Source organism: Methanoculleus oceani, assembly GCF_023702065.1.
Classification (GTDB): domain Archaea; phylum Halobacteriota; class Methanomicrobia; order Methanomicrobiales; family Methanoculleaceae; genus Methanoculleus; species Methanoculleus oceani.
In genome coordinates this window covers 776,649-796,120 of record NZ_QFDM01000001.1, presented here as the reverse complement: position 1 = coordinate 796,120, position 19,472 = coordinate 776,649, and the positions used below count along the sequence as shown (strand labels likewise).

Below are 19,472 nucleotides of genomic sequence, written 5' to 3'. Positions count from 1 at the left end.
GGCCCGGCAAAGCCATTGTCTGCCGGATCTCCGCCCGGAAACGCCTGGCCGTATATCCCGCGAAAAGAGGGACAGAGCACTCTCTGGAATATCGTTTCAAAAAAAGTCAGGGATGTTATCGGCACTCAGGCGCCGATCCACTCGAGTTCCGGAGGGGAGCCTGCTGACCAGAAACTGTACTGGATGGTCGGCACCCACCGGCAGGCTTCGCCGTCGGCCTCCACTGTCCAGAAGGTGTAGTGCGCCGTCGACCGGTCGCCGGCACCGTTCAGTTTCACCGGCCCGAACAGGGGTCCGCCGGATTCACTTGCAGTTCTCTCAAACGCAGTCTTCAGCATGGCGGCGTCCCTGGTATCGGTCTGCGTCCGGGTCATGGCGACGACCCAGAGCGCGTCGTAGGTCGCGAGGCTGTAACCGTCGGGATGCCGCCCGAGGGGCTCCCGCATCTTCTGGATGATGGCCGTATTCGATGCAACATTGTCCTGATTCCAGAACGCTGGGGCGGTAAACTTCGTCTGCTCCGCAAAACGGGCAGACTCACCTGTCGCCAGCGCATCGAGGAGGACGTTGCCGTCGCACCCGTACCATCGGACCTTCGACAGGTTCTCGGTCGCTGTAGCCGCCTCCATGATCGCCGCCGCCTCGTCGAGGCTGACCAGGTAGACAGCGATCTTCTCACTCCCGTACGCCGCGATCGCCTGAGCCACGCGGGCGTCAAGGTCCGCCGCCATACCGGCATAGTCCTCCTCGTCCGGCACATACCGGACTCCGTCGAGGACTTTCCCGCCGCCCCTCGCAAACGCCGCCGTCGTCAGTTTCTCCAGTTCGTCGCCCCAGATATCGCCGCGCCATACCGGCACGATCGCCGTTACTCCCTGCTCCTTGAGGTAGTATGCCACGACGTCGGCCTGGTAGGTGTCCGGCGGCACAAACCGGTAGACATTATCGCCAGCAATTGCAAGAGACGGCGCCGTGCTCATGGTGCTGACGATCAAGATCCCGTGCTCATCGGCATACGTCCGGATCGCCTCAAGTTCGGTGCTGGTGCCGGGTCCGATAACAATCCCCGCCCCCTGCTTTTCAAGTGTCTGGAGTTTCTCCAGCGCGACGGCAGGATCGGCCTTTGTATCCTCGATGATTATTCCGACCCGGTAGTCAGACTCGATCGCGGTGAAGTAATCGTTGATGTCCCTGGCAGCCACCTCGAGGGCGACCCGGCTCGCCTCCCCACCCCCGGCGTAATCGCCGGAAAGCGGCAGGAGGGCGCCGACGACGATATCCTGCACGGCCCCCTCTTGCGTGGTAGAAGTCTGTGTTCCAGTGCACCCGCAGGCAAAGACGATTGCTGCAAGGATGATAAGCACGAATGCTGATGAGACCCTTCTCATAAGATTTACTTTATGAGATAGGGAATAACCATTTCGTTTTAGTATCGGAAGCACCGTGGCTTATACCGAAAACCAGTCCTCCTGGAAACGTTTTGCACCTCCCGGGCGTTGAAGGATGCTCATGGCCGGGGACCGTAGCCGAAAGAATTCGGGTCCGATGAAAAACAGGTAGGATCCGGGCCTTACAGCCCCTCCTCCTCTCCCTTCCCGATCAGGTCCCGCGACTTCTTCTGCATCTCCACGTTGATATCGGTCTCGATGCTCTTTACCGCCTCCTCCGCGGTCCGGACCACATCCCGGCCCGGAATCTCCCCGAGTATATCCTCGGAAGGCAGCTCCGTGCCTTCGGGGACATCCGGAGCCTCGGCCGTGGCGCCGAGGTACTCCGCGGCCTGCTTGACGACGCTCGAGAGTTCGAACGGGAATATGATCTTCGTCGCCTGGCCTTCGGCCATCTGCTTCAAGGCGTCGAGCGAGAGGACCGTGATCGCCCGCCGATCCAGCGGCCGGGCACCGACCGAGAGGATGCGCAGCCCCTGCGCCTCGCCCTGTGCCTGCAGGATCCTCGATAACCGTTCGCCTTCGGCCCGCAGAATCTTGCTCTGCCGCTCGCCCTCGGCCTCCAGGATGATGCTCTGCCGGCTCCCCTCGGCCCGCAGGATCGCCGCACGCTTCTCACCGTCCGCCCGGAGGATCGCGGCACGCCGCTCACGCTCGGCCGCGGTCTGCTCGGTCATCGCCTGCTTGACCGCACCCACCGGGTCGACCTCCTTGATCTCTACCCGCTCGACCTTCACGCCCCAGGCATCGGTCTCGCGGTCCAGGATATCCCGGAGGCGAGCGTTGATGACGTCCCGGTTGTAGAGGACCTCGTCGAGCTCCATGTCGCCGATGATCCCGCGCAGGCTCGTCTGCGCCAGCGCCACCGTCGCCGACCGGTAGTTCATCACCTCAAAGTAGGCCTTCTCGGGGTCGATCACCCGGACATAAACGATCGCGTCCACGTTCGTCGGTGAGTTGTCCTTCGTGATCACCTCCTGCCGCGGGACGTCCATCACCTCGGTCCGGAGGTCGAGTTTCTTGACCACCGTGATCAGCGGGACCACCCACCTGAATCCGGGGTTCATCCTCCCGATGTACTGCCCGAGACGTATCTGGAGCCCCTGCTCGTACGGCTGCACGATCACCACGCCGCGGGCGAAGATGATGATGATGACAATGATGAGAAAGACCGTGATCAACCCGGTCCACGGAATCTGTCCGGTTAAAAGCATGTTACACAACCTCCTTCACGATGACGTGCACCCCCTCGGAGCGTACGACAATAACTCTTCTCCCGGCCGGGATCTCTCCCGACGCGGAACGGGCGCTCCATTCCATGCTCCCGAGCCGCACCTTCCCCGCAAGGGTCTCCGGATCGACCGGGGTGATCACTGTCCCCTCGAGGCCGATGAGCGAATCCCGGGAGAGCGTCGTCGGCGGCCCCCGCCCCGGCGTGAGACGGCCGTAGAGCCAGACAGTGACGGACGCCGCAACGATCGCCGCAAGAACCCCGACGATGAGGCCGGTGGGGGAACTGAGGATATCGACGCCGAGGAGGAGGATCCCGAGGATGATCAGGACCGTCGCGGGAACGGCGATGAAGAACCCGGGCTGGTAGACCTCGACCAGAAGCAGCACCGCCCCGAGCACGATCAGCACCCAGCCGAGAGCGATCCCCTCTGCAAGCATGGGGAGTGAGTCGGCTTTCGGCTATAAAAGCATGCTGAAGAACGATTTCAGCCGAGATCCATCACCGGCGTGATCCGGGGCGGCACGACCCGCTCGACCGTGAGCGGGACGCCGCCGGGCGGGATGATGCTGAGCCGGAACGGCTCGCCGGGTGAAAGCGGCCGGGAGGGGTAGACGAGCAGGTCGAACTGCTCCCCGGGCTCGAGGAGGGAATCGTCGTCCGCCTGCCGGAACGGGACGGTGTGCCCCATCCGGACGATCGTCCAGTTCCCGGGCCTTACCGGCGTCTCCGTGGTCCTCCCGGGGCGCTCGGTCCGGTCCCGGGTGGCGATCTCGACCGTGGCCCGGCTCATATCGACGCTCCCCATATCGCCGACGAAGAGGCGGACACTGCAGGAGATCGACCCCATCCGTGAAGGGTCGGTGCCGTCGACGCTCCCGCCCGCGAGCGCGTAGCCGTAGACGTCGCCGGAGACCACCAGACATCCCCCGGTCTCCTCGAGGGCCGAGCAGACGAGGCCTGCCGGAGGGGCGGGGGGAACGGCCGGGGCGTGGAGCAGAAGTGCGGCGAGCAGGACCGTCACGACACCGAGGATAGCCCCATCGAGCACCGTGAGACCGCCGTCCGCCGGATCCATACAGGATCCTCGCCTGCAGGGGATATATACCCCTACTCTCCGCCCCGGAGCGTGTTTGTGCGGGCAAAGACCGCCGGAGCGCCGAACGAGACCCAGGCACCGGCAACGGCGGCCCGGAGGTACTGGAGGAGGTAGGTGGCGGCAAGGGGGTCAGGCGGGACGAGGAGTCCGAGCCCGAACCAGATCGCCCCCGTCACGGCGATCCCGAAGATGTAGCGGAGCAGGCGGACGGACCCCTTCCCGACGGCGCACATGCTTCCCCGGCGGTGCTCTACGGCCGCACCTGCAGCGAACCCGAAGAAGAGCCCCGATGCCGTGACGGCGTCCCGGAGAAAGAGCGGGTGGATGGGCTCCCCGGATCGCTCGAGCGCCCCCGCCGCCCAGGACGCGGGAACCTGCCAGTCCCCGAGTGCCGCGAGGGCGGCAAACGAGGCCAGCGCCAGCGCGAGGGAACCGGCGAACGCGACGAGCACCTGCCGGGAGAGCGGGAGGGCGGCGACCCGGCGGCCCACCGGCTCCTCGAGGGCGAGGAAGCCGAGGAGGACGACGACGCCGACCGCCCAGCCCGCGACGACGTCGGTCGGGAAGTGGACCCCGAGAACGACCCGGGATCCACCGATGAGGAATGCCATCACGGCCGCGAAGGCCCAGAACCACCGGCGCCGGGCGTCGAAGGCGAGCAGGCCCCAGAGCGCCACCGCTCCTTGAGCATGCGCGGACGGCAGCCCGAACGACGGGTAGCTCCCGAGCGCCCTGACCTCCGGGCTGACCCAGTAGGGGCGGGGGAGATGGAATGCGACTTTGAGGGCCTCGTTGAGCCCGCCCGATATCCCCATGAGGAGGGCGAGACGGAGCCCGAGGCGGGGGTCCCAGCACCAGTAGAGGATCGGGATGACGAGCAGGTAGAATTCCGGCTGCCCGAGGAACGAGAAGAGCCGCATCGGGGCCTCGAGCCATGCCGCCTGGGCCTGGAGCGTCTGGATGAGTGTGATCTGGATGTCCGCCATACTCTACCCGCCAAAGTCGACGTTCGCAAAGAGCTGGGGCATCGCCTCCGCGATCCCGCTGATGATGAACTGAACGGCGATCGCAAGGACGATGATCGCCATCAGTTTCGGGACGACCCGCAGTCCTCCCTCCCCGATGAAGGCAAAGATCCACGGGCCGTAGAGCATCCCGACGTAGGAGAGGCCGAGGGCCGCGATGATGCCGATGAAGACGGCGACCAGGGCCGAAGGGCTCCCGGGGTCGGATGCGAGCAGGATCACCGTCGTGATCGTTCCCGGGCCGCACGAGAGCGGGAAGGCCAGCGGGACGACGGCGATATTCTCCAGGTCCGCGGCCCGGTAGGACTCGCCGCGCGAACCGAGCATCCCGGTCGCCACGGTGACGAGCAGGATACCCCCGGCGATCCGGAACGCCGGGACGGTGATGTTGAAGACCGAGAAGATCAACTGCCCGGTGAGGGCGAAGAACGCGAGGACGGTGAAGGATATCCGGAGTGCCGTTGTGATGACCTGTTGACGCTCGCTCCGGCTCATCCCCTCGGTGAGCGCCGTGTAAACCGCAGTCGTGGAGGCCGGGTTCATCACCGCGGTGATCGACGCGATCGCAACCAGGATGAGCCCGATAAACCCGGCGACCTGCGTCATCAGATCCATTCCGGATCACCGTACTCCAGGACCATGAGGGCGTATGGAACCGGGGCACATAGGTACCTTACGGTTTGCCGGTCGGCGCCGCTTCGGGAACGTGGACCGCGGGGAACGCGTCGAGGAGTTCCCGCGTCAGTTCAGCCCCGAGCGACGGCTGAACGGACTCGAGCCAGAGGAAGAACCCGGCCATGTGGGGCGTCCGGCGGCTCTCGAACTTAAACCCGCCCGTCCGGTTGGGCACCATCTTGAGGTACTCTTTCTTGTTGCGCGTCCGCAGGTAGATGATCGGCCGGTAATCCGGGATGTTCACCGCCAGGATGACCTTCGAGAACTGCTTCTGGATCGTATCCGGGTCGTAGGTCTTCCCTTTGATGCGGATAGGGTAGCGGGCATCGAGCATCCGGAGGGCGGATGGGTAGAGCCCGCCGAAGAGAACTTTCTTCACGATCGGCGGGATCTCGTCCGGCGTGCCGAGTTCCCCGACGCCCCGCCGGGTGGTGACGGCGGCGATGATGCTCTGCATCCGCTCGTCGTGCAGTTTCTTGTAATCGAACGGCCGACGCGGGGGGATATCGGCGATCGAGACCAGTTTCTTGTGCCGGATCTGGCGGGTCGGGCTCCGCTTCATGTCGCGGGGGCGGATCAGGGCCTTCAAGTCCTCACAGGTGGGGGTGGTGAGGAGGGCGTTGTCGGGTTCCCGCAGAAGACGGCGGACGACGGCCGTCCGGGAGATGTCAACCGAGGAGATGAGGAGGAACGGCACGGTCGGCTGCCCGTAGAGATAGCCGAAGAGCTGTTTCTTGTAGCGAATCTCCGCTTCGAACTCTTTTAAGTCGGCAGGAGAAGTGATGATCTCGCCAAACGTCAGTGCCCCGGTGTGGTCGACGAGCATCATGTCGACTTCGGCGAGATCCTGGCCGTTTCCCCGGACCTTGATATCCCCGATGTTCGAGTAGAACAGACCGTTCTGGCCGAGTTGCGCGCGCCGGACCTTTCCGGGACCGTCGGCCCCCCGGGCCACGACAGAGAGGATGAGGTCGGTCTTGAGCGATAGGTCGAGGATCATCTCGTAGACGATCGCCTCGAACCACCGCCCTTCGGCGGTCCGCATCTCGGGGATATCCTCGGAGAAGAGTTTCTTTCGATCCGCAGGGCGCAGGTGGCGCAGCGCTCTCATGATGACCGCTCGCGTCGGCTGAAGCGAGCTGAAGTTTTTGTCGAGCCACGTAATCATCTGCAACATTCGTTTCACACAGCTGGGTATTGCTATCGTATTGAGGACCGGATGGAGGTCGGAGCACTTCCTGACAGGGAAGTCTATCATCCTACAAGTGCTCATAGAGTTTCCGGTCTCCTGGACTATGAAATTACGCATGGTCTCATCACCACAAGGGGCATCGCCGGGGTCACCCCCGCGGTGGGCCCCGGGGGGATCGTGCCGGGAACCGGGGGCGGCAACCCTGTCGTGGGGAGACGGCTGCGTTCCGGGAGAACCCGGACGGGAACCATGCGACGGCCCTGCAGGGAAGGAAAATAGTGGGGCGGCGGTGCCGCCCGGCGTCCCGATCAGACTGTCTTGATCGCCTCTTCGAGCGACATTGCCGGTGCGACGTGGGCAACCCCGTACGAGCTGAACGGCGCGGTGATCTTTAAGATAGAGCGCTCGTCCGGCGCTTCAAAGACGGCAACCGACATGTGCCTCCCGATGAGGAGGTAGCGGTTATGGATCTTCACATCGGAGGGGTACTGGAAGTGCTTCCAGAGTTCCAGGACCTGATGGGCGTGCTCCGGTTCGAACTGGTACCACAGGACAAACAGCATCGTCTTCACCGGCTCCCCCATATCGCCCCGGGTATAAAAAGCCTGCACCGGGGGGGCGACCCCTCACCCCCGGACCGCACCCGGCAAAAACCCGTCACTCGTAGCGAAGTGCCTCGATGGGGTTCAGGCGCGCCGCTTTCCACGCGGGGTAGAACCCGGCGAGAATGCTGGTTGCCGTCCCGAACGCCATCGCAAAGGCGACGTAGCCGATCACCACGGAGATGGGGATACCGACCCCTCCCGACACGGCGAAGCCGGTGAAGAACTCCGCTACCGAGGCGCTGACGTAGTAGCCGACCGCTATGCTGACGAGGCCGCCGACGAGGCTTCCCGCGATCCCGAGGAACAGGCTCTCGTAGAGGAACATGAAGAGCACCTCCCTCCTTCGCGCCCCGATACTCCGCATCAGCCCGATCTCCCCCGTTCGCTCCGTGACCGATATGATCATGACGTTCAAGATGCTCACGCTGGCGACGAGAAGCGATACCGCGCCTATGCCGAGAAGGAAGATGTTGATGGCGTCGGAGGTCTCGTAGTAGATCTCCAGGATCTCGCGCGAGTCTAAAACGTCCACGACCTCCTTTCTGCGGTTGATCTGCTGGTCGATGGCGGCCTTCACCCCCTCGATCTCCGAGAGATCGCTGACCTTCACGACGACCCGGCTGTAGTCCTGTTCCCCGCGCCGCTCCGTGTACCAGTCTTCCGTGACGATGAGGGCATAGTCGGGGTTGATATCGATGCCCAGGCCGCGTTCCGCCGCGATCCCCACGACCCGGACGCTCTCGCCCCCGACCTCGATGCGGCTCCCCGGGTGGAGGTCGAGTTCATCGGCAAGGAGCGAGCCCACCATCACCCCCGACGACCTTCCCTGGGGGTAGATCCCGGCTTCCTGCTGCAGCAGGAAGGGGATATCTTCTGCAGGCAGGGCATACATCGTCACGTAGCCCCCCGCATCCCGCACCTGCAGCCGATCCGACGCGAGAATCATGGGGATGACGCGGTGCTGCCCGGCGGCCTTCTCTATCAACCCCAGGTTCCTCTCGGAGATGCGCGCGGCAAGGGTGTTTCTGGGGTCGAACGGGTCGCCGCTCGATGCAGCGAGGTGCGGGGTGACGAGCACGGTGTCGCTGACATCTGAGACCAGCCCCCCGAAGAGCACCGAGAGGCTGCTCCCCATGATGCCGAGAGAGGCGATGGCTATCACACCGATGATGATGCCGACCGTTGCGAGGAACGAGCGGACTTTGTGCCGCTTGAGGTTGCGCACCGCGAGATCGAGAAAGATCATACCCCATCACACCTCTTCATTTCTTCCGCATAGCATCGACCGGGGCCAGTTGCGAGGCAATCCAGGCCGGGTAGAACCCTGCGGCGATGCTGGTTCCGATGCCGAACGCCATCCCGAAGACGATGAACCCGACCGCGCTCTGGTCGAAGACCGTGAAGTTCTCACCGAAGGTCGTCCCGGCCGTGAAGACCTCGACCGCGGCGAGGCTGATCAGGTAGCCGGAGGCGGCGCTCACGATGCCGCCGATGACGCTTCCGATGAGCCCGAGGATCATCGCCTCGTAGAGGAACATCCGGAGGACCTCCCGCCGCAGCGCCCCGAGGCTCCTCATGACGCCGATCTCCCGGATACGCTCGGTCACCGATATGTACATGACGTTTAAGATGTTGACGGCGGCGACAATGAGGGATATCCCTCCGATCCCGACGAGAAACGCCGTAATCTGCTGGTAGATCTCCTCATACTGCCGGAGCATGTCGCGCGAGTCGAATACGTCCACGATCTCCTCGCGCCGGTTGATCCGGTTCTCGATCGCCTCTTTCACCGCGTCGATCTGCTCCACATCGCCGACCCGGACGATGACCAGCGGGTAGGCGTCTCTGGTCCCGAAATGGCTCTCGTACCAGCCGTCGGGGACGACGATCGCATAATCCGGGTTGATGTCGGCGGCAAACCCGCGCTCTGCAAGCACGCCGACCACCCGGATGCTCTCGTTCCCGATCGTGAGCCTCGAGCCCGGGGCTACGCCGTACTCCGCGGCAAGGTAGGTCCCGACGAGCGCGCCCGCCTGGTTCTGCCGGGGATACTGCCCCCCCTCAAGGTCGAGCAGGATGGGGATATCGTCCGATGCAAGCCCGATGATCTGGGTATACCCGCTCTCGCCGCGGCCGAACTCCACCTCGTCCGCTCCCTGGAGCACCGGGATCGTGCGATGCGGGTTTACCGCCCGCCGGATCTCCTCGACCTCGCGGGCGGGGATGGCGGCCTCGACCGCTGTCCGCGGGTCTCCGGCGAAGGTCCCGCCGATCGCGGTGTGCGGGGTGATCACGATGGTGTCGCCGACGTCGGTGATGATGTTCGCGACGAGGAGGTTGATGCTGTTGCCCATGATGCCGAGGGATGCAATCGCGATCACCCCGATGACGATCCCGATGATCGAGAGCGCCGAGCGTATCCAGTGCCTCCGGAGATTCCTGACCGCGAACGAGAAGAACATCACGCCAGTCTCCCGTCCACGATCCGGATCGTGCGGCGGGCATACCCGGCGACGCGCGGGTCGTGGGTGACCATGACGATCGTCTTGCCCTCCCGGTTCTCCGCCGCGAGGAGGTCCATGATCGCGGTCCCGGTCTTTGTGTCAAGGTTGCCGGTCGGCTCGTCGCAGAGGAGGAGGTCGGGGTCGTTCACGAGCGCCCGGGCTATCGCGACACGCTGCTGTTCGCCCCCCGAGAGCTCGCCAGGCCTGTGGGAGAAGAGGGTGTCGTCGAGGTGCATCGCCCGCATGACCTCGATTGCACGCCGCCGGCTCTCTTCGCGGCCGGTGGTAAGGACGATGGGGAACTCGACGTTCTCGACCGCCGAGAGGAGCGGGATAAGGTTGAACTGCTGGAAGACGAACCCGATGCGGTCCCGCCGGAGCCGGGTGAGTTCGTCATCGCTCATCCGGGAGATCTCCTGTCCGGAGAGGTAGATCTTCCCGGTAGTCGGGACGTCGAGACAGCCCATCATGTTTAAGAGCGTCGACTTCCCGGAGCCTGAGGGGCCCATCACGGCGATGAACTCGCCCGCGTCAACGGTGAGGGAGACATGGTCGAGCGCCACGACGTCGCCGGCCGGGAGGGGATAGACCTTGGTGACATCCTCGAACCTGAGAATGGGCTCGCCGTTCATCGCCGCCGTCTCCGGATGTACCAGAAGATCACCAGGCCGGCGGCGACGATCAGCACCACCGCGACGGCGGCCGGGACCGCTATCCCGCCATCCCCTTCCTCCTCTCCGGTGCGGTTCTCAAGCGAGATCGGCCGTGCGGCGGTGTAGAGGTTGCCGTCGTCGTCCCGGTACTCGACGACGAGCGGGACCTCGGTCACGCCGGCACCGGCCGTAAACGTCACCTCGAACGTCGAGATGTCGTCGGGGTCGAGGGTCCCGACGACGTAGACCCGGAACGGGTCGGTGGGGGTCGCGGGCGCGCCGGGGGTGATCAGCACCGACCGCGCGGGCTCGAGGCCCGCGTTCATGACGTCGCCCGTCGCCCGGTATACGTCGCCTTCCATCACGACCTCGACGTTGGTGATGACGGGGTCGGCCTGCCGCCTGTCCTCGCCGAACGCGACCGGCAGCACCAGGTCGGCGGTGCGGGTGTTGATGCCGTTCCGCCAGACTACCTGGAACGTGACGTTCGTCTCCGCGGCGGGGGTCAGGTTGAAGGTGACGGCCCCGGACGTGTCCGGCTCGAGGGCGCCGATGAAGGCGCTCGACGGGGTGACGGAGAAGCCCGGCCCCTGCGGGACGACCTGGACGGCGGAGGCAGCGTTCGGGCGGGGGTTGCCGACCAGAACGGTGATGGCGGCCGTCCGGCCTTCGACGAAGGCATCCGGTTTTTCGACCACCGACGCGCTGAGCGGGGTGCCGTCGACCCGGACCGGGACCGGGTGGCTGAGAGTCCCGTTCTCCCGGAGGTCGAGGGAGAAACGGGGGTAGTAGGTCCCGTCGGGAGCATCCGCCCGGACGGCGAAGGTGAACGTCCGGCTGAGGCCCGCCCCGATATTCCCGACCGAAGGGTAGGGTTCGCCCGTCGGGACGACACCGTCCTCGTAGAGGCGGGCCCCGCCGAGCGGGACGGTCGAGGGGCCGGTATTCTGCACGGCGACCGTGACGAAACCCTCATCGCCCGGCATCAGGACCTCCGGGTCGACCGCGACGGACGTCACCGTCACGTCTCCCGGGGCTCCCAGTGCCGGGGAGACGAGGAGGCATGCCAGGATGAGCAGGGCCGGAACTGGGCCGGGACGATCGGTTCCCACGTGGAAGAATGGAGAGAGCCTCTACTTCAACGTTACCCCCGCAGTGCCCGGGGGCCGGCATAAAACCTTTGACGGCAGAGGGCGATACCTCTGGAGACAACCGTTCCCCTGCCGGGGATCCGAGGAGAGCATGGGACAGAACAAGATCGTTATCATCGGGCACAGGCAGCCCGACACCGACAGCATCTGCAGCGTCATCGGCTACGCCGAGCTCCTGAACCACGCCGAACCGGGGAAGTACATCCCTGCCCGGTGCGGGGAGGTGAGCCCGGAGACGAGGTTCGCGCTCGAGACGTTCGGCGCCGAGGCTCCGGTCTACATAGCGAGCGTCGAGCCCACCGTATCGGATATACCGCTCGATACCCGGAGCGTCCGGCAGGACGTCCCGACGGTCGACGTCGCCGCCCTGATGGACACCTACGATATGCGGAACATGCCGATCACGGACGTGAACGAGACCCTGGTCGGCCTCGTCAGCGAGTACGGCCTCGCCCGGGCCTACGTCCGGAAGAACCCCCGGGAGCAGCTCTCGCTCGTCCCGATGCCGCTTGGGACCCTCGCCCGCATCCTCGACGCCCGGACGGTCGTGCCGGCGCGCGAGGTGCTCGGGGAAGGCCGGGTCTACACGGTGATCGACGCCCTGCACGTCACCCTCTCCCGGATGACGCCCGACGACATCGCGATCGTCGGGGACAACGAGCCGGCCCAGCTCGCCCTGATATCGGCGGGGGTCGCCGCGCTCATCATCGCCGAAGGGGCGCCGGTGGGCGAGCGGGTGATCGACGCCGCCCGGACGAGAGGTGCCTCGGTGCTCGCGACGACGCTCGACGCTTTCAGCGTCGGCAAGATGATCAGCCTCTCTCTCCCCGCGAGCATGATCATGGAGACCGACGTTCCCACGGTGCGGACGGAGGACTCGCTCGAGTACGCAAAAAGCGTCGTCTCGAACTCCAAGTTCAGGACGGCCTGCGTCGTCGGGGAAGAGAGGCAGCACATCGGGCTCATATCCCGGACGACGCTGATGCAGGACGTCCAGAAGTCGGTGATCCTCCTCGACCACAACGAGTATTCCCAGGCCGTGGACGGGATCGAGCAGGCGGACATCCTCGAGATCATCGACCACCACCGCCTCGGCGCGATCTCCACCTTAAAGCCGGTGCGGTTCCTCAACGACCCCGTGGGGTCGACCTCGACGATTGTCGCGAACAAGTTCATCGAGGCCTGCGTGGAGCCAACGCCGTCGACCGCCGGGCTCCTTCTCTCGGGGATCCTCTCGGATACGATGGTGATGAAACTCTCGACGACCACGCCCGCGGACATCCGGGCGGCGGACCACCTCGCGGACATCGCAGGGGTCGACCCGGCCGAGTTCGGGCCGGAACTGATCCGGAAGGGCATGGACCTCGACGCCCTCCCGAAGGAAGAACTCCTCACCCGGGATATGAAGCGCTACAACCTCTTCGGCCGGAGCATCATGGTCTCGCAGGTGATGACGTCGTCGTTTGCGTTCTCAGAGACCCACGCACAGGAGATCCGGGCCGAACTCGACCGCCTGCGGACGACGATGGGGGTCGACTGCTTCTTCGCCCTCTTCACGAACGTCTTTAGTAACGCAAGCGACCTCTTCGCCGCCGGGGACGAGGCCTGCATCACCAAACTGGACCTACGGGACCAGCCCGTCCGGCTCGAGGGCGTCATGTCCCGGAAAAAAGATTTTATCCCGAAGTTCGGGCAGATGTTCCGGCAGCTCTGACGCCGCCGGGACGGTTCATTCTTTCTTCTTGAGCATCCCCGCAGCGTAGCGGGCGAGCCCGTAGACGCCGTCGGTCGAGGGGTGGACCTCGACGATATCGTCGAAGTCGCCGACGGTGACGCCCTGTTTCATCAGGTAGCCGAGGTAGGAAAGGAGGGTAGATGCTCCGGGAACACCGGCAGCGGCTCCGATGAGCCGGCCGCTCCCGGGATCGACCCGGATCTGTGCAAGCCCCGCCCAGCCCCCGGCCACGTCCCAGAACGAGCCGGGGCCTGCGGGGGCGGGCGCCGAGAGGGTGACGCCCCCGTCGGCGCCGACCGTGGCGAAAGCGTAGTCGTAGCGGAGGCTCATCGCCTGGGGGATGCCCTCATAGTCCATGACGGTCTCGCGGCCGAGGATGTTCTCGGCCGCCACCACGCCTTCCCGGCGAGCGGCGGGGGTGAGGTAGGGCGGGCCGATGACGTCTCCGGCTGCGTAGACATTTTTCACGCTCGTGCGCATCCTCGAGTCGACGACGACGGCGCCGTCCGGGCCCTTCTCAAGACCCTGAAGCGACTCCGACCGGGGGACGAGTCCGGTGGCAAGCAGGACGGCATCGGCCGCCAGTTCTTCGCCGTCGGCGAGGAGAACCGAGCGGACCCGGGCGCCGCCCTCGATGCTTGCGACGGCGGCCTGCTCGCGGATGCCAACCCCGGCGAGGTCGCGTAGCGCGGCGGAGCGCATCTTCGGATCGAGGTCCCCGAGCAGCCTGTGCCGGGCGACGATCTCGACTTCGGACCCGAACGCCCGGAATATGTGGGCGAACTCCGCCGCCACCACCCCGCCGCCGACGACGACCATGCGGCGCGGGAGGTCGGGCATCGCGGGGAGCGTCTGGTAGGTGTAGACGCCCGGAATATCGGTGCCGGGGAACCCGGGGACTGCCGGCCGCGACCCGGTGGCCGCGAGGACCGCGTCGGCCCGGACCTCCTCGTCGCCGATGAATACCCGGTTGCCTTCCAGGCGGCCTTCGGCGCCGTAGACGACCTCGACCCCGCTCCGGCGGGTCTCGACGTCGAGGACTGAGGAGAGTTTCTCCTGGACCTCGCAGATCCGTCTCCGGATCGCCGGGTAGGAGACGGCCGGAACCGAGTCGAGGATCCCGAGGTCCTTCTGGGTCCGGGCATACTCGATGAGCCGGGCGACGTCGTTCAAGGCGCAGATGGTCATGCACCGCTCGTGGAGGCACTGTCCGCCGATGCTGCGCTGCTCAACGAGCCGGACTTCCGCCCCGGCCTGCGCGAGATGCATCGCCCCGAGCCTTCCCGCGGGCCCGCCACCGATGACAACGATCATGGTTACCTACAGCAGTTCGACACCCTCGTCCATCGGCATCAAGAGAACCTCGCCGGTGAACCCGTTGACCTCGACGATCTTGCTCCCGCCCCGCACCTGCCAGACCGGCACGTAGACAGTCTCGAGTTCGACCCTGATGTTGTTCCGGTCGGGTTTGAGGGTCTTTTCCTCGTAGAAGATGGCATCGCCCTTCTCGTAGCGGAACCGCACCCGCTGGGTGAGCCGGTCGACGACATCGCGCACGAGCTGCTCCTCGACGTCCTCCCGCACGAGCCGGGCGGGCACGATCTCGGAGCCGAACGGGACCGGTCCCCGCTCGATGGTGTCGGGGTCGATCTCCATCTTTATGCCGTTGATGGCGTTGACGGCCCCGGCTCCTTCGGCGTCGAAGGAGATCAGCCGGTCCTTCACCTCGCGCTCGCCGTTGCTCACGTAGCGGTAGTTCCAGTACGGGATGAACCGGCACTTCGCCGACCCGTGCAGCCCGGCGATGCCGCAGGCACGCTTCTCGGTGACCTGCACCGGGAGGTGGGGCAACTCCGGCCCCTCGGCCGGCCCCTCCTCCACCGTCGCGTGCGGGGCCTCCGCCGTCTCGCGCCGGATCGCCCGGACCGGTCCGGGGAGATCCAGGACGAGGCTCTGCCCGAGCACCTCCGCAAGCGCGGCCCTGCCCGCGTAACGGACGAACTCGTCCGCACCCCACCGGATGCAGTCCTCCGTCTGCACCTCCGGATCGAGGGCGAAGAGTAGTTTCCTGCAGACCCAGTCGTCGTCGCCGGTGCGCAGGCGATAGGTCATCGAATCGAAATTTTCAATCGTCTCCGGGTCGTCCGAGCAGAGCACCACCAGGGCGTCTTCACTCCCGATTGCGGAGAGATCCAGCGGGTCGCCGACTTCCTCGACGTCGTAGGAGGCCGCAATCAGGATCCGCTTCAGTACGTTCCGGGCTTTTTCCCGAGTCCCACTCTCCATTCACCGTACAATACCACAGTGAGGTAGAACAACTTTTCCCTTCTGCGGGAGATCGGGCCGGGGGGCAGGTCCCGGGAGTCCGCCGGGTGTGAGCCGCAACCGGCGAAAACCGGGTTGCACCGGGTCGCCCCGGAACCTCCTGCCGGGCGCATATGCCGGACTCCGAAGGCAACACTTTTTCCCCTGCCGTGCGAGAGATCTGATAATGCATGTCCCCCTGAAGTTCACCAATCACCGTATCGAGGAGTACGCGCTCAGGGTGACCTACCGCCCGGAGGAGGACACCGGGACGATCATCTACAACCTCTCGCTCATCGAGAGCCCGGACCTCGACTTCACGCTCTCCATCATGAAAGAGGCCCACACAGCGGGCATCACCATCAGCGACCGGCTCCTGGTCGCCGGGCCGGGGGAGCAGGTCGACGGCTACACCGTGCCGGACGGCAAGCATGCCGTCTGCACGATGTGCAGCATCACGCTCGATGCCCTCCTTCTCCGGCGCGGCATCCCGATCAATCCGATCGGGGGAGGGATCGTCGAGGTCGAAGGAAGGGTTCCGCGGCGGTTCACGAGCATGATCCTCTATCGCGATACCACGCTCGACCCCCTTGAGGTCCTGATCTCCCAGGAGGCCACATCGATCCTCGACGTCATGCGTCATCGGAACGGCAATATCCTCGCAAACATCCGGGAATGCCACATGGAGGCCGAACCGCTCATGGGCGCGGTGCTCGACGAACTGACGGCCATCGGGTTCTCCGGCATTCTGGACATCGGCGCGCCGAACTTCCCCCTGCTCGGGGTTCCGGTGAGCCCGCAGTACGTGGGCGTGGCGATGGTCGGGGGCACCAATGCAATGGCGGCCGTCAAAGAGGCAGGAAGACCTGTGGTGACACGGGCGCTCAAAGGTCTGATCGATATCCGGGAGATGGGTTACCTGGAGGATTACTGACCGGCGGTCTTCGCCCATTCCGTGACGCTGGTGATATGCCGCCGCACAAACAGGACGAGCCCCGCGGACTCAGAGTAGAGGGCCGAGGGCTGCCCGTCGGCCCCCTCCATCCAGAGCAGCGCCCGGGCGTCGTCCACCAGGAAGACACCGGACCTCTCATACGGCAGCAGGTTCTCCGTCGGGAAATGAGTCCCGTGCAACGCGGCGAGGGAAAGGATATGGAGCCGGAACCGGGAAGGCTGCTCCCCCTCCCAGTGCTCGGTGACGATCTCGACCGGTATGGAGTCGGGGACGGCTTCGAGCAGCGGGAGCACGCTCTCCCGGAGGAGATCCCACGCCGCCAGCACCTCCACGCTCCGTTCCGCGCTCCGGAACATATCGGCAAGGCGGGTCCGGATGTTCTCCTCCCCGTACAGAGTCCAGATCTGTTCCCGGTCGCCCCGGCCTTCCGGCCTCTTCTCCCGGTAGAGGGCATCGAGGGCTGTCCGGGCACTCTGGGCGTCGCTCTCGATCCGGCGCATCAGGTTCTCGACGCCCTGGTCGGGAGGGACCGCGTCAAACCGTTTGGGCGTGGTGTGGGAGACGCTGACCAGTTCCTTCTGGACGAGCCGGTCGAGAACGGGGTAGACGGACGCGCGCGGCACGCCGGAGATCTCGTGGACCTCCGTCGCGGTCGCCCCGGCTACCCTGAGGAGCCCGATGTATACGAGAGCTTCGTATCTTGTAAGCCCCAGTGATTTAAGTGATTCGAGGAGAGCATCTGGAACATTCCGGGGAGCCTTCATTCCATTATGTATATATACGGTTCAGCAATAAATGTTGTTGCTAATATAACAACAAGGTGAAGAGATGCGTTGGCAACATGTACCGGTATTGATGCTCCTGCTGGCACTCCTGGTTGTGCCGGGGACGGCGCAGGGCACCAAGTACCTCTATGGAAGTCCCGATTTATCGGCAACAATTTCCGGCACCAATGAGTTCGCACCCGGTGCCGAGACCCAGCTTGCGGTCATCATATCCAATAGCGGGCTGAACACCCACAAGATCGTCGGCTCGACGCTCATCACCCCCGACGACCAGCCGAACACCGCGAAACTGGTCTCCGTGGCGCTCAAGAGCACCGATACGCCGTTTACCATCAAGACGGATCCCCAGTTCTTGAGCGACATCATGGGCGGCGCCTCAGGAACCGCCACGTTCGACGTGAAGGTTGCCGACTCCGCGGAGCCGGGCACGTACGTGCTGCCGCTCGAGGTGACCTACACCTACCTGCTGGATGCGGAAGAGTACGGGAGCGATGTCCTCCGCTACAACTACCAGAAGACGACCAAGACCCTGCCGCTGACGGTGCGGGTCACGCCCGATCTCCGCGTCGAGGTCCTGGACGTGCGGTCCGAGTCGCTGAACGTCGGCACGGAAGGTTATGTCTACCTGACCCTGAAGAACATCGGGCACGACACGGCGAACAAGGCCATCGCGAAGGTCACGAGGAGCGGCGCGAGCCCGCTCATCCCCACCGACGGCAGTGCCTATGTCGGGACGTTCGAGCCGGGGGAGACGGTGGACGTGAAGTTCAAGGTCTCGGTCGCCGACACCGCCGAGCCCCAGTCGTACCCGCTCGACGTCGCGGTCACCTACGAAGACTACGAGGGGAAGACGGTGACCTCGCGGTCGGCGACGATCGGTCTTCCCGTCGGCGGCAAGATCGCCTTCGAGGTCGTCTCGCCGACGTCGGTGCTCTACCTGGGGCAGAAGAGCATCCTCGAGGTCGTGTACCGGAATACCGGGGCGGCGACGGTCTATAACGCCCAGGCCCGGATCAGCGCCGTCAACCCCTTCACCAGCAGCGACGACACCGCCTTCCTCGGCGACCTTGCCCCGGGCGAGACCGCGACGGCACGGTTCGAGATGAACGTCGACGGCGACGGTACCGAGAAGGAGTACGGAATCGACTCCGAGATCCGCTACCGCGACGACCTCGACAACAGCAAGATATCGGATACCATGAAAGTACGGGTCGCGCTTGAGAGGAGACAGGACACTATCTTCACCAATCCGGCCTTCCTCGTCGTTCTTGCGGCCGTCATCATCGGAGCAGGGTATTATATATTCGTGTACCGTAAGAAACAGAGATGAACGGGTACTGGGACGGCCCTAAACCGGAGCCGCAGGCAAGGACAATCGAGGAAATGCGGGATGTTCTCGCAGATCCCGGCTGCACCTCCGATCAGCCCCTCTATTTTATGTACCGGGATCTCGCCCGGAGTGAGAGCGACCGGAACTGGCTCCGGCAGCACCACGTCCGCTACGATATCACCGTCATTCCCGCCCGGACCCTCTGCGGGGAGTACGTCAAGACAAAGGGGCACTACCACACCGTGAACCCGGCAGGTGAACTTTACCCGGAGATCTACGAGGTGCTCGAGGGGACGGGGCACTACCTCCTCCAGACCGAAAATGCCGACGACGTGGTGATGATCGAGGGGACCGCCGGCGACAAGATCCTGATCCCGCCGGGGTACGGCCACGTGACGATCAACCCCGGAAGGGAGGATCTCGTGATGGCAAACCTCGTCTCGTCGGAATTCTCCAGCAACTACGGCCCCTACGCGGAACTACAGGGCGCCGCCTACTACGAGATGGAGGGCGGGGCGCTGGTGAAGAACCCGCGCTACCACGACGCCCCGCCGGTGCGCTACTGCAACCCGGTAGAGGTCCCGGACTTCGGGATCGAGAAAGAGGTCGCGCTCTATGAACTCATCGGGCGGCCCCGGTCGGTCGCGTTCTTGAACCACCCCGAACAGTTCATGGAGATCTTCTCCGACGTGACCGGCGGATGTCTTGTGATGCGGTAGGGAGACGGGGCGTCCGGAGGACCCTCGACGACTACACTTCAGGCTCGTCGCACCTCGAAGA

19 protein-coding genes are annotated in these 19,472 nt (G+C 64.9%); 4 read left to right on the top strand and 15 right to left on the bottom strand.

Features of this window, described 5'->3' with window-relative positions; genetic code table 11:
- Positions 1 to 125: 125 nt before the first annotated feature.
- The 12 genes from DIC75_RS04105 to DIC75_RS04050 form a co-directional block, all read right to left on the bottom strand.
- Positions 126 to 1,388 (bottom strand): ABC transporter substrate-binding protein, encoded by a 1,263-nt coding sequence (locus tag DIC75_RS04105; protein ID WP_250986727.1) that lies wholly within the window; start codon positions 1,386 to 1,388, stop codon positions 126 to 128.
- Positions 1,389 to 1,570: 182 nt separating this feature from the next.
- Positions 1,571 to 2,662 carry an SPFH domain-containing protein gene (locus DIC75_RS04100; RefSeq protein WP_250986726.1) on the bottom strand — a complete coding sequence of 364 codons (1,092 nt, stop codon included), beginning with the start codon at positions 2,660 to 2,662 and terminating at the stop codon, positions 1,571 to 1,573.
- 1 nt (position 2,663) lies between these two features.
- A complete protein-coding gene (locus DIC75_RS04095; protein WP_250986725.1) occupies positions 2,664 to 3,119 on the bottom strand; it encodes an NfeD family protein in 456 nt (151 codons plus the stop codon).
- A gap of 47 nt (positions 3,120 to 3,166) precedes the next feature.
- Positions 3,167 to 3,757 (bottom strand): flagellin, encoded by a 591-nt coding sequence (locus DIC75_RS04090; protein WP_250986724.1) that lies wholly within the window; start codon positions 3,755 to 3,757, stop codon positions 3,167 to 3,169.
- 32 nt (positions 3,758 to 3,789) lie between these two features.
- The gene (locus DIC75_RS04085) at positions 3,790 to 4,764 is read right to left on the bottom strand and encodes a phosphatase PAP2 family protein (protein ID WP_250986723.1); all 975 of its coding nucleotides are present in this window, start codon (positions 4,762 to 4,764) and stop codon (positions 3,790 to 3,792) included.
- Between the two features lie 3 nt (positions 4,765 to 4,767).
- Positions 4,768 to 5,418, bottom strand: a complete 651-nt coding sequence (locus DIC75_RS04080) for a MarC family protein (RefSeq protein WP_250986722.1) — start codon at positions 5,416 to 5,418, stop codon at positions 4,768 to 4,770.
- 58 nt (positions 5,419 to 5,476) lie between these two features.
- Positions 5,477 to 6,655, bottom strand: a complete 1,179-nt coding sequence (locus DIC75_RS04075; RefSeq protein WP_250986721.1) for a hypothetical protein — start codon at positions 6,653 to 6,655, stop codon at positions 5,477 to 5,479.
- Between the two features lie 323 nt (positions 6,656 to 6,978).
- The gene (locus DIC75_RS04070; RefSeq protein ID WP_250986960.1) at positions 6,979 to 7,233 is read right to left on the bottom strand and encodes a DUF3303 domain-containing protein; all 255 of its coding nucleotides are present in this window, start codon (positions 7,231 to 7,233) and stop codon (positions 6,979 to 6,981) included.
- A gap of 94 nt (positions 7,234 to 7,327) precedes the next feature.
- On the bottom strand, positions 7,328 to 8,521 hold the full coding sequence (locus tag DIC75_RS04065; protein ID WP_250986720.1) for an ABC transporter permease: 1,194 nt from the start codon (positions 8,519 to 8,521) through the stop codon (positions 7,328 to 7,330).
- A 16-nt stretch (positions 8,522 to 8,537) separates the two neighbouring features.
- Positions 8,538 to 9,737 (bottom strand): ABC transporter permease, encoded by a 1,200-nt coding sequence (locus tag DIC75_RS04060; protein WP_250986719.1) that lies wholly within the window; start codon positions 9,735 to 9,737, stop codon positions 8,538 to 8,540.
- Positions 9,737 to 10,411: an ABC transporter ATP-binding protein gene (locus DIC75_RS04055; protein WP_250986718.1), complete on the bottom strand. Its 675-nt coding sequence runs from the start codon at positions 10,409 to 10,411 to the stop codon at positions 9,737 to 9,739. The genes DIC75_RS04060 and DIC75_RS04055 overlap by 1 nt, the downstream gene beginning before the upstream one ends.
- Positions 10,408 to 11,544, bottom strand: a complete 1,137-nt coding sequence (locus DIC75_RS04050) for a COG1361 S-layer family protein (protein ID WP_250986717.1) — start codon at positions 11,542 to 11,544, stop codon at positions 10,408 to 10,410. The genes DIC75_RS04055 and DIC75_RS04050 overlap by 4 nt, the downstream gene beginning before the upstream one ends.
- A 130-nt stretch (positions 11,545 to 11,674) precedes the next feature.
- Between DIC75_RS04050 and DIC75_RS04045 the strand changes: the two genes are divergently transcribed.
- Positions 11,675 to 13,297: a putative manganese-dependent inorganic diphosphatase gene (locus DIC75_RS04045; protein WP_250986716.1), complete on the top strand. Its 1,623-nt coding sequence runs from the start codon at positions 11,675 to 11,677 to the stop codon at positions 13,295 to 13,297.
- Between the two features lie 15 nt (positions 13,298 to 13,312).
- On the opposite strand, the gene DIC75_RS04040 is transcribed toward DIC75_RS04045, so the two are convergent.
- Positions 13,313 to 14,632: an FAD-dependent oxidoreductase gene (locus DIC75_RS04040; protein ID WP_250986715.1), complete on the bottom strand. Its 1,320-nt coding sequence runs from the start codon at positions 14,630 to 14,632 to the stop codon at positions 13,313 to 13,315.
- A 6-nt stretch (positions 14,633 to 14,638) separates the two neighbouring features.
- A complete protein-coding gene (locus DIC75_RS04035) occupies positions 14,639 to 15,604 on the bottom strand; it encodes a hypothetical protein (protein ID WP_250986714.1) in 966 nt (321 codons plus the stop codon).
- Positions 15,605 to 15,809: 205 nt separating this feature from the next.
- Between DIC75_RS04035 and DIC75_RS04030 the strand changes: the two genes are divergently transcribed.
- The gene (locus DIC75_RS04030; RefSeq protein WP_250986713.1) at positions 15,810 to 16,556 is read left to right on the top strand and encodes a DUF128 domain-containing protein; all 747 of its coding nucleotides are present in this window, start codon (positions 15,810 to 15,812) and stop codon (positions 16,554 to 16,556) included.
- Here the strand turns inward: DIC75_RS04030 and DIC75_RS04025 are convergent.
- Positions 16,550 to 17,341, bottom strand: coding sequence for a TrmB family transcriptional regulator (locus tag DIC75_RS04025; protein WP_250986712.1), 792 nt, complete (start codon positions 17,339 to 17,341; stop codon positions 16,550 to 16,552). The two genes, DIC75_RS04030 and DIC75_RS04025, sit on opposite strands and share 7 nt — an antisense overlap.
- Before the next feature lie 91 nt (positions 17,342 to 17,432).
- Between DIC75_RS04025 and DIC75_RS04020 the strand changes: the two genes are divergently transcribed.
- Positions 17,433 to 18,692, top strand: a complete 1,260-nt coding sequence (locus DIC75_RS04020) for a COG1361 S-layer family protein (protein ID WP_352151465.1) — start codon at positions 17,433 to 17,435, stop codon at positions 18,690 to 18,692.
- Positions 18,689 to 19,411, top strand: coding sequence for a glucose-6-phosphate isomerase family protein (locus DIC75_RS04015; RefSeq protein ID WP_250986710.1), 723 nt, complete (start codon positions 18,689 to 18,691; stop codon positions 19,409 to 19,411). Before DIC75_RS04020 ends, DIC75_RS04015 begins: the two co-directional genes overlap by 4 nt.
- Positions 19,412 to 19,472: the final 61 nt, after the last annotated feature.

Coding starts and splice junctions, on each gene's coding strand:
- DIC75_RS04090 (WP_250986724.1), bottom strand. CDS start 3,757: ATGGATCCGGCGGACGGCGGTCTCACGGTGCTCGATGGGGCTATCCTC.
- DIC75_RS04055 (WP_250986718.1), bottom strand. CDS start 10,411: ATGAACGGCGAGCCCATTCTCAGGTTCGAGGATGTCACCAAGGTCTAT.
- DIC75_RS04065 (WP_250986720.1), bottom strand. CDS start 8,521: ATGATCTTTCTCGATCTCGCGGTGCGCAACCTCAAGCGGCACAAAGTC.
- DIC75_RS04040 (WP_250986715.1), bottom strand. CDS start 14,632: ATGATCGTTGTCATCGGTGGCGGGCCCGCGGGAAGGCTCGGGGCGATG.
- DIC75_RS04080 (WP_250986722.1), bottom strand. CDS start 5,418: ATGGATCTGATGACGCAGGTCGCCGGGTTTATCGGGCTCATCCTGGTT.
- DIC75_RS04095 (WP_250986725.1), bottom strand. CDS start 3,119: ATGCTTGCAGAGGGGATCGCTCTCGGCTGGGTGCTGATCGTGCTCGGG.
- DIC75_RS04020 (WP_352151465.1), top strand. CDS start 17,433: ATGCTCCTGCTGGCACTCCTGGTTGTGCCGGGGACGGCGCAGGGCACC.
- DIC75_RS04030 (WP_250986713.1), top strand. CDS start 15,810: ATGCATGTCCCCCTGAAGTTCACCAATCACCGTATCGAGGAGTACGCG.
- DIC75_RS04025 (WP_250986712.1), bottom strand. CDS start 17,341: ATGAAGGCTCCCCGGAATGTTCCAGATGCTCTCCTCGAATCACTTAAA.
- DIC75_RS04060 (WP_250986719.1), bottom strand. CDS start 9,737: ATGTTCTTCTCGTTCGCGGTCAGGAATCTCCGGAGGCACTGGATACGC.
- DIC75_RS04045 (WP_250986716.1), top strand. CDS start 11,675: ATGGGACAGAACAAGATCGTTATCATCGGGCACAGGCAGCCCGACACC.
- DIC75_RS04075 (WP_250986721.1), bottom strand. CDS start 6,655: ATGTTGCAGATGATTACGTGGCTCGACAAAAACTTCAGCTCGCTTCAG.
- DIC75_RS04085 (WP_250986723.1), bottom strand. CDS start 4,764: ATGGCGGACATCCAGATCACACTCATCCAGACGCTCCAGGCCCAGGCG.
- DIC75_RS04100 (WP_250986726.1), bottom strand. CDS start 2,662: ATGCTTTTAACCGGACAGATTCCGTGGACCGGGTTGATCACGGTCTTT.
- DIC75_RS04035 (WP_250986714.1), bottom strand. CDS start 15,604: ATGGAGAGTGGGACTCGGGAAAAAGCCCGGAACGTACTGAAGCGGATC.
- DIC75_RS04015 (WP_250986710.1), top strand. CDS start 18,689: ATGAACGGGTACTGGGACGGCCCTAAACCGGAGCCGCAGGCAAGGACA.
- DIC75_RS04105 (WP_250986727.1), bottom strand. CDS start 1,388: ATGAGAAGGGTCTCATCAGCATTCGTGCTTATCATCCTTGCAGCAATC.
- DIC75_RS04070 (WP_250986960.1), bottom strand. CDS start 7,233: ATGCTGTTTGTCCTGTGGTACCAGTTCGAACCGGAGCACGCCCATCAG.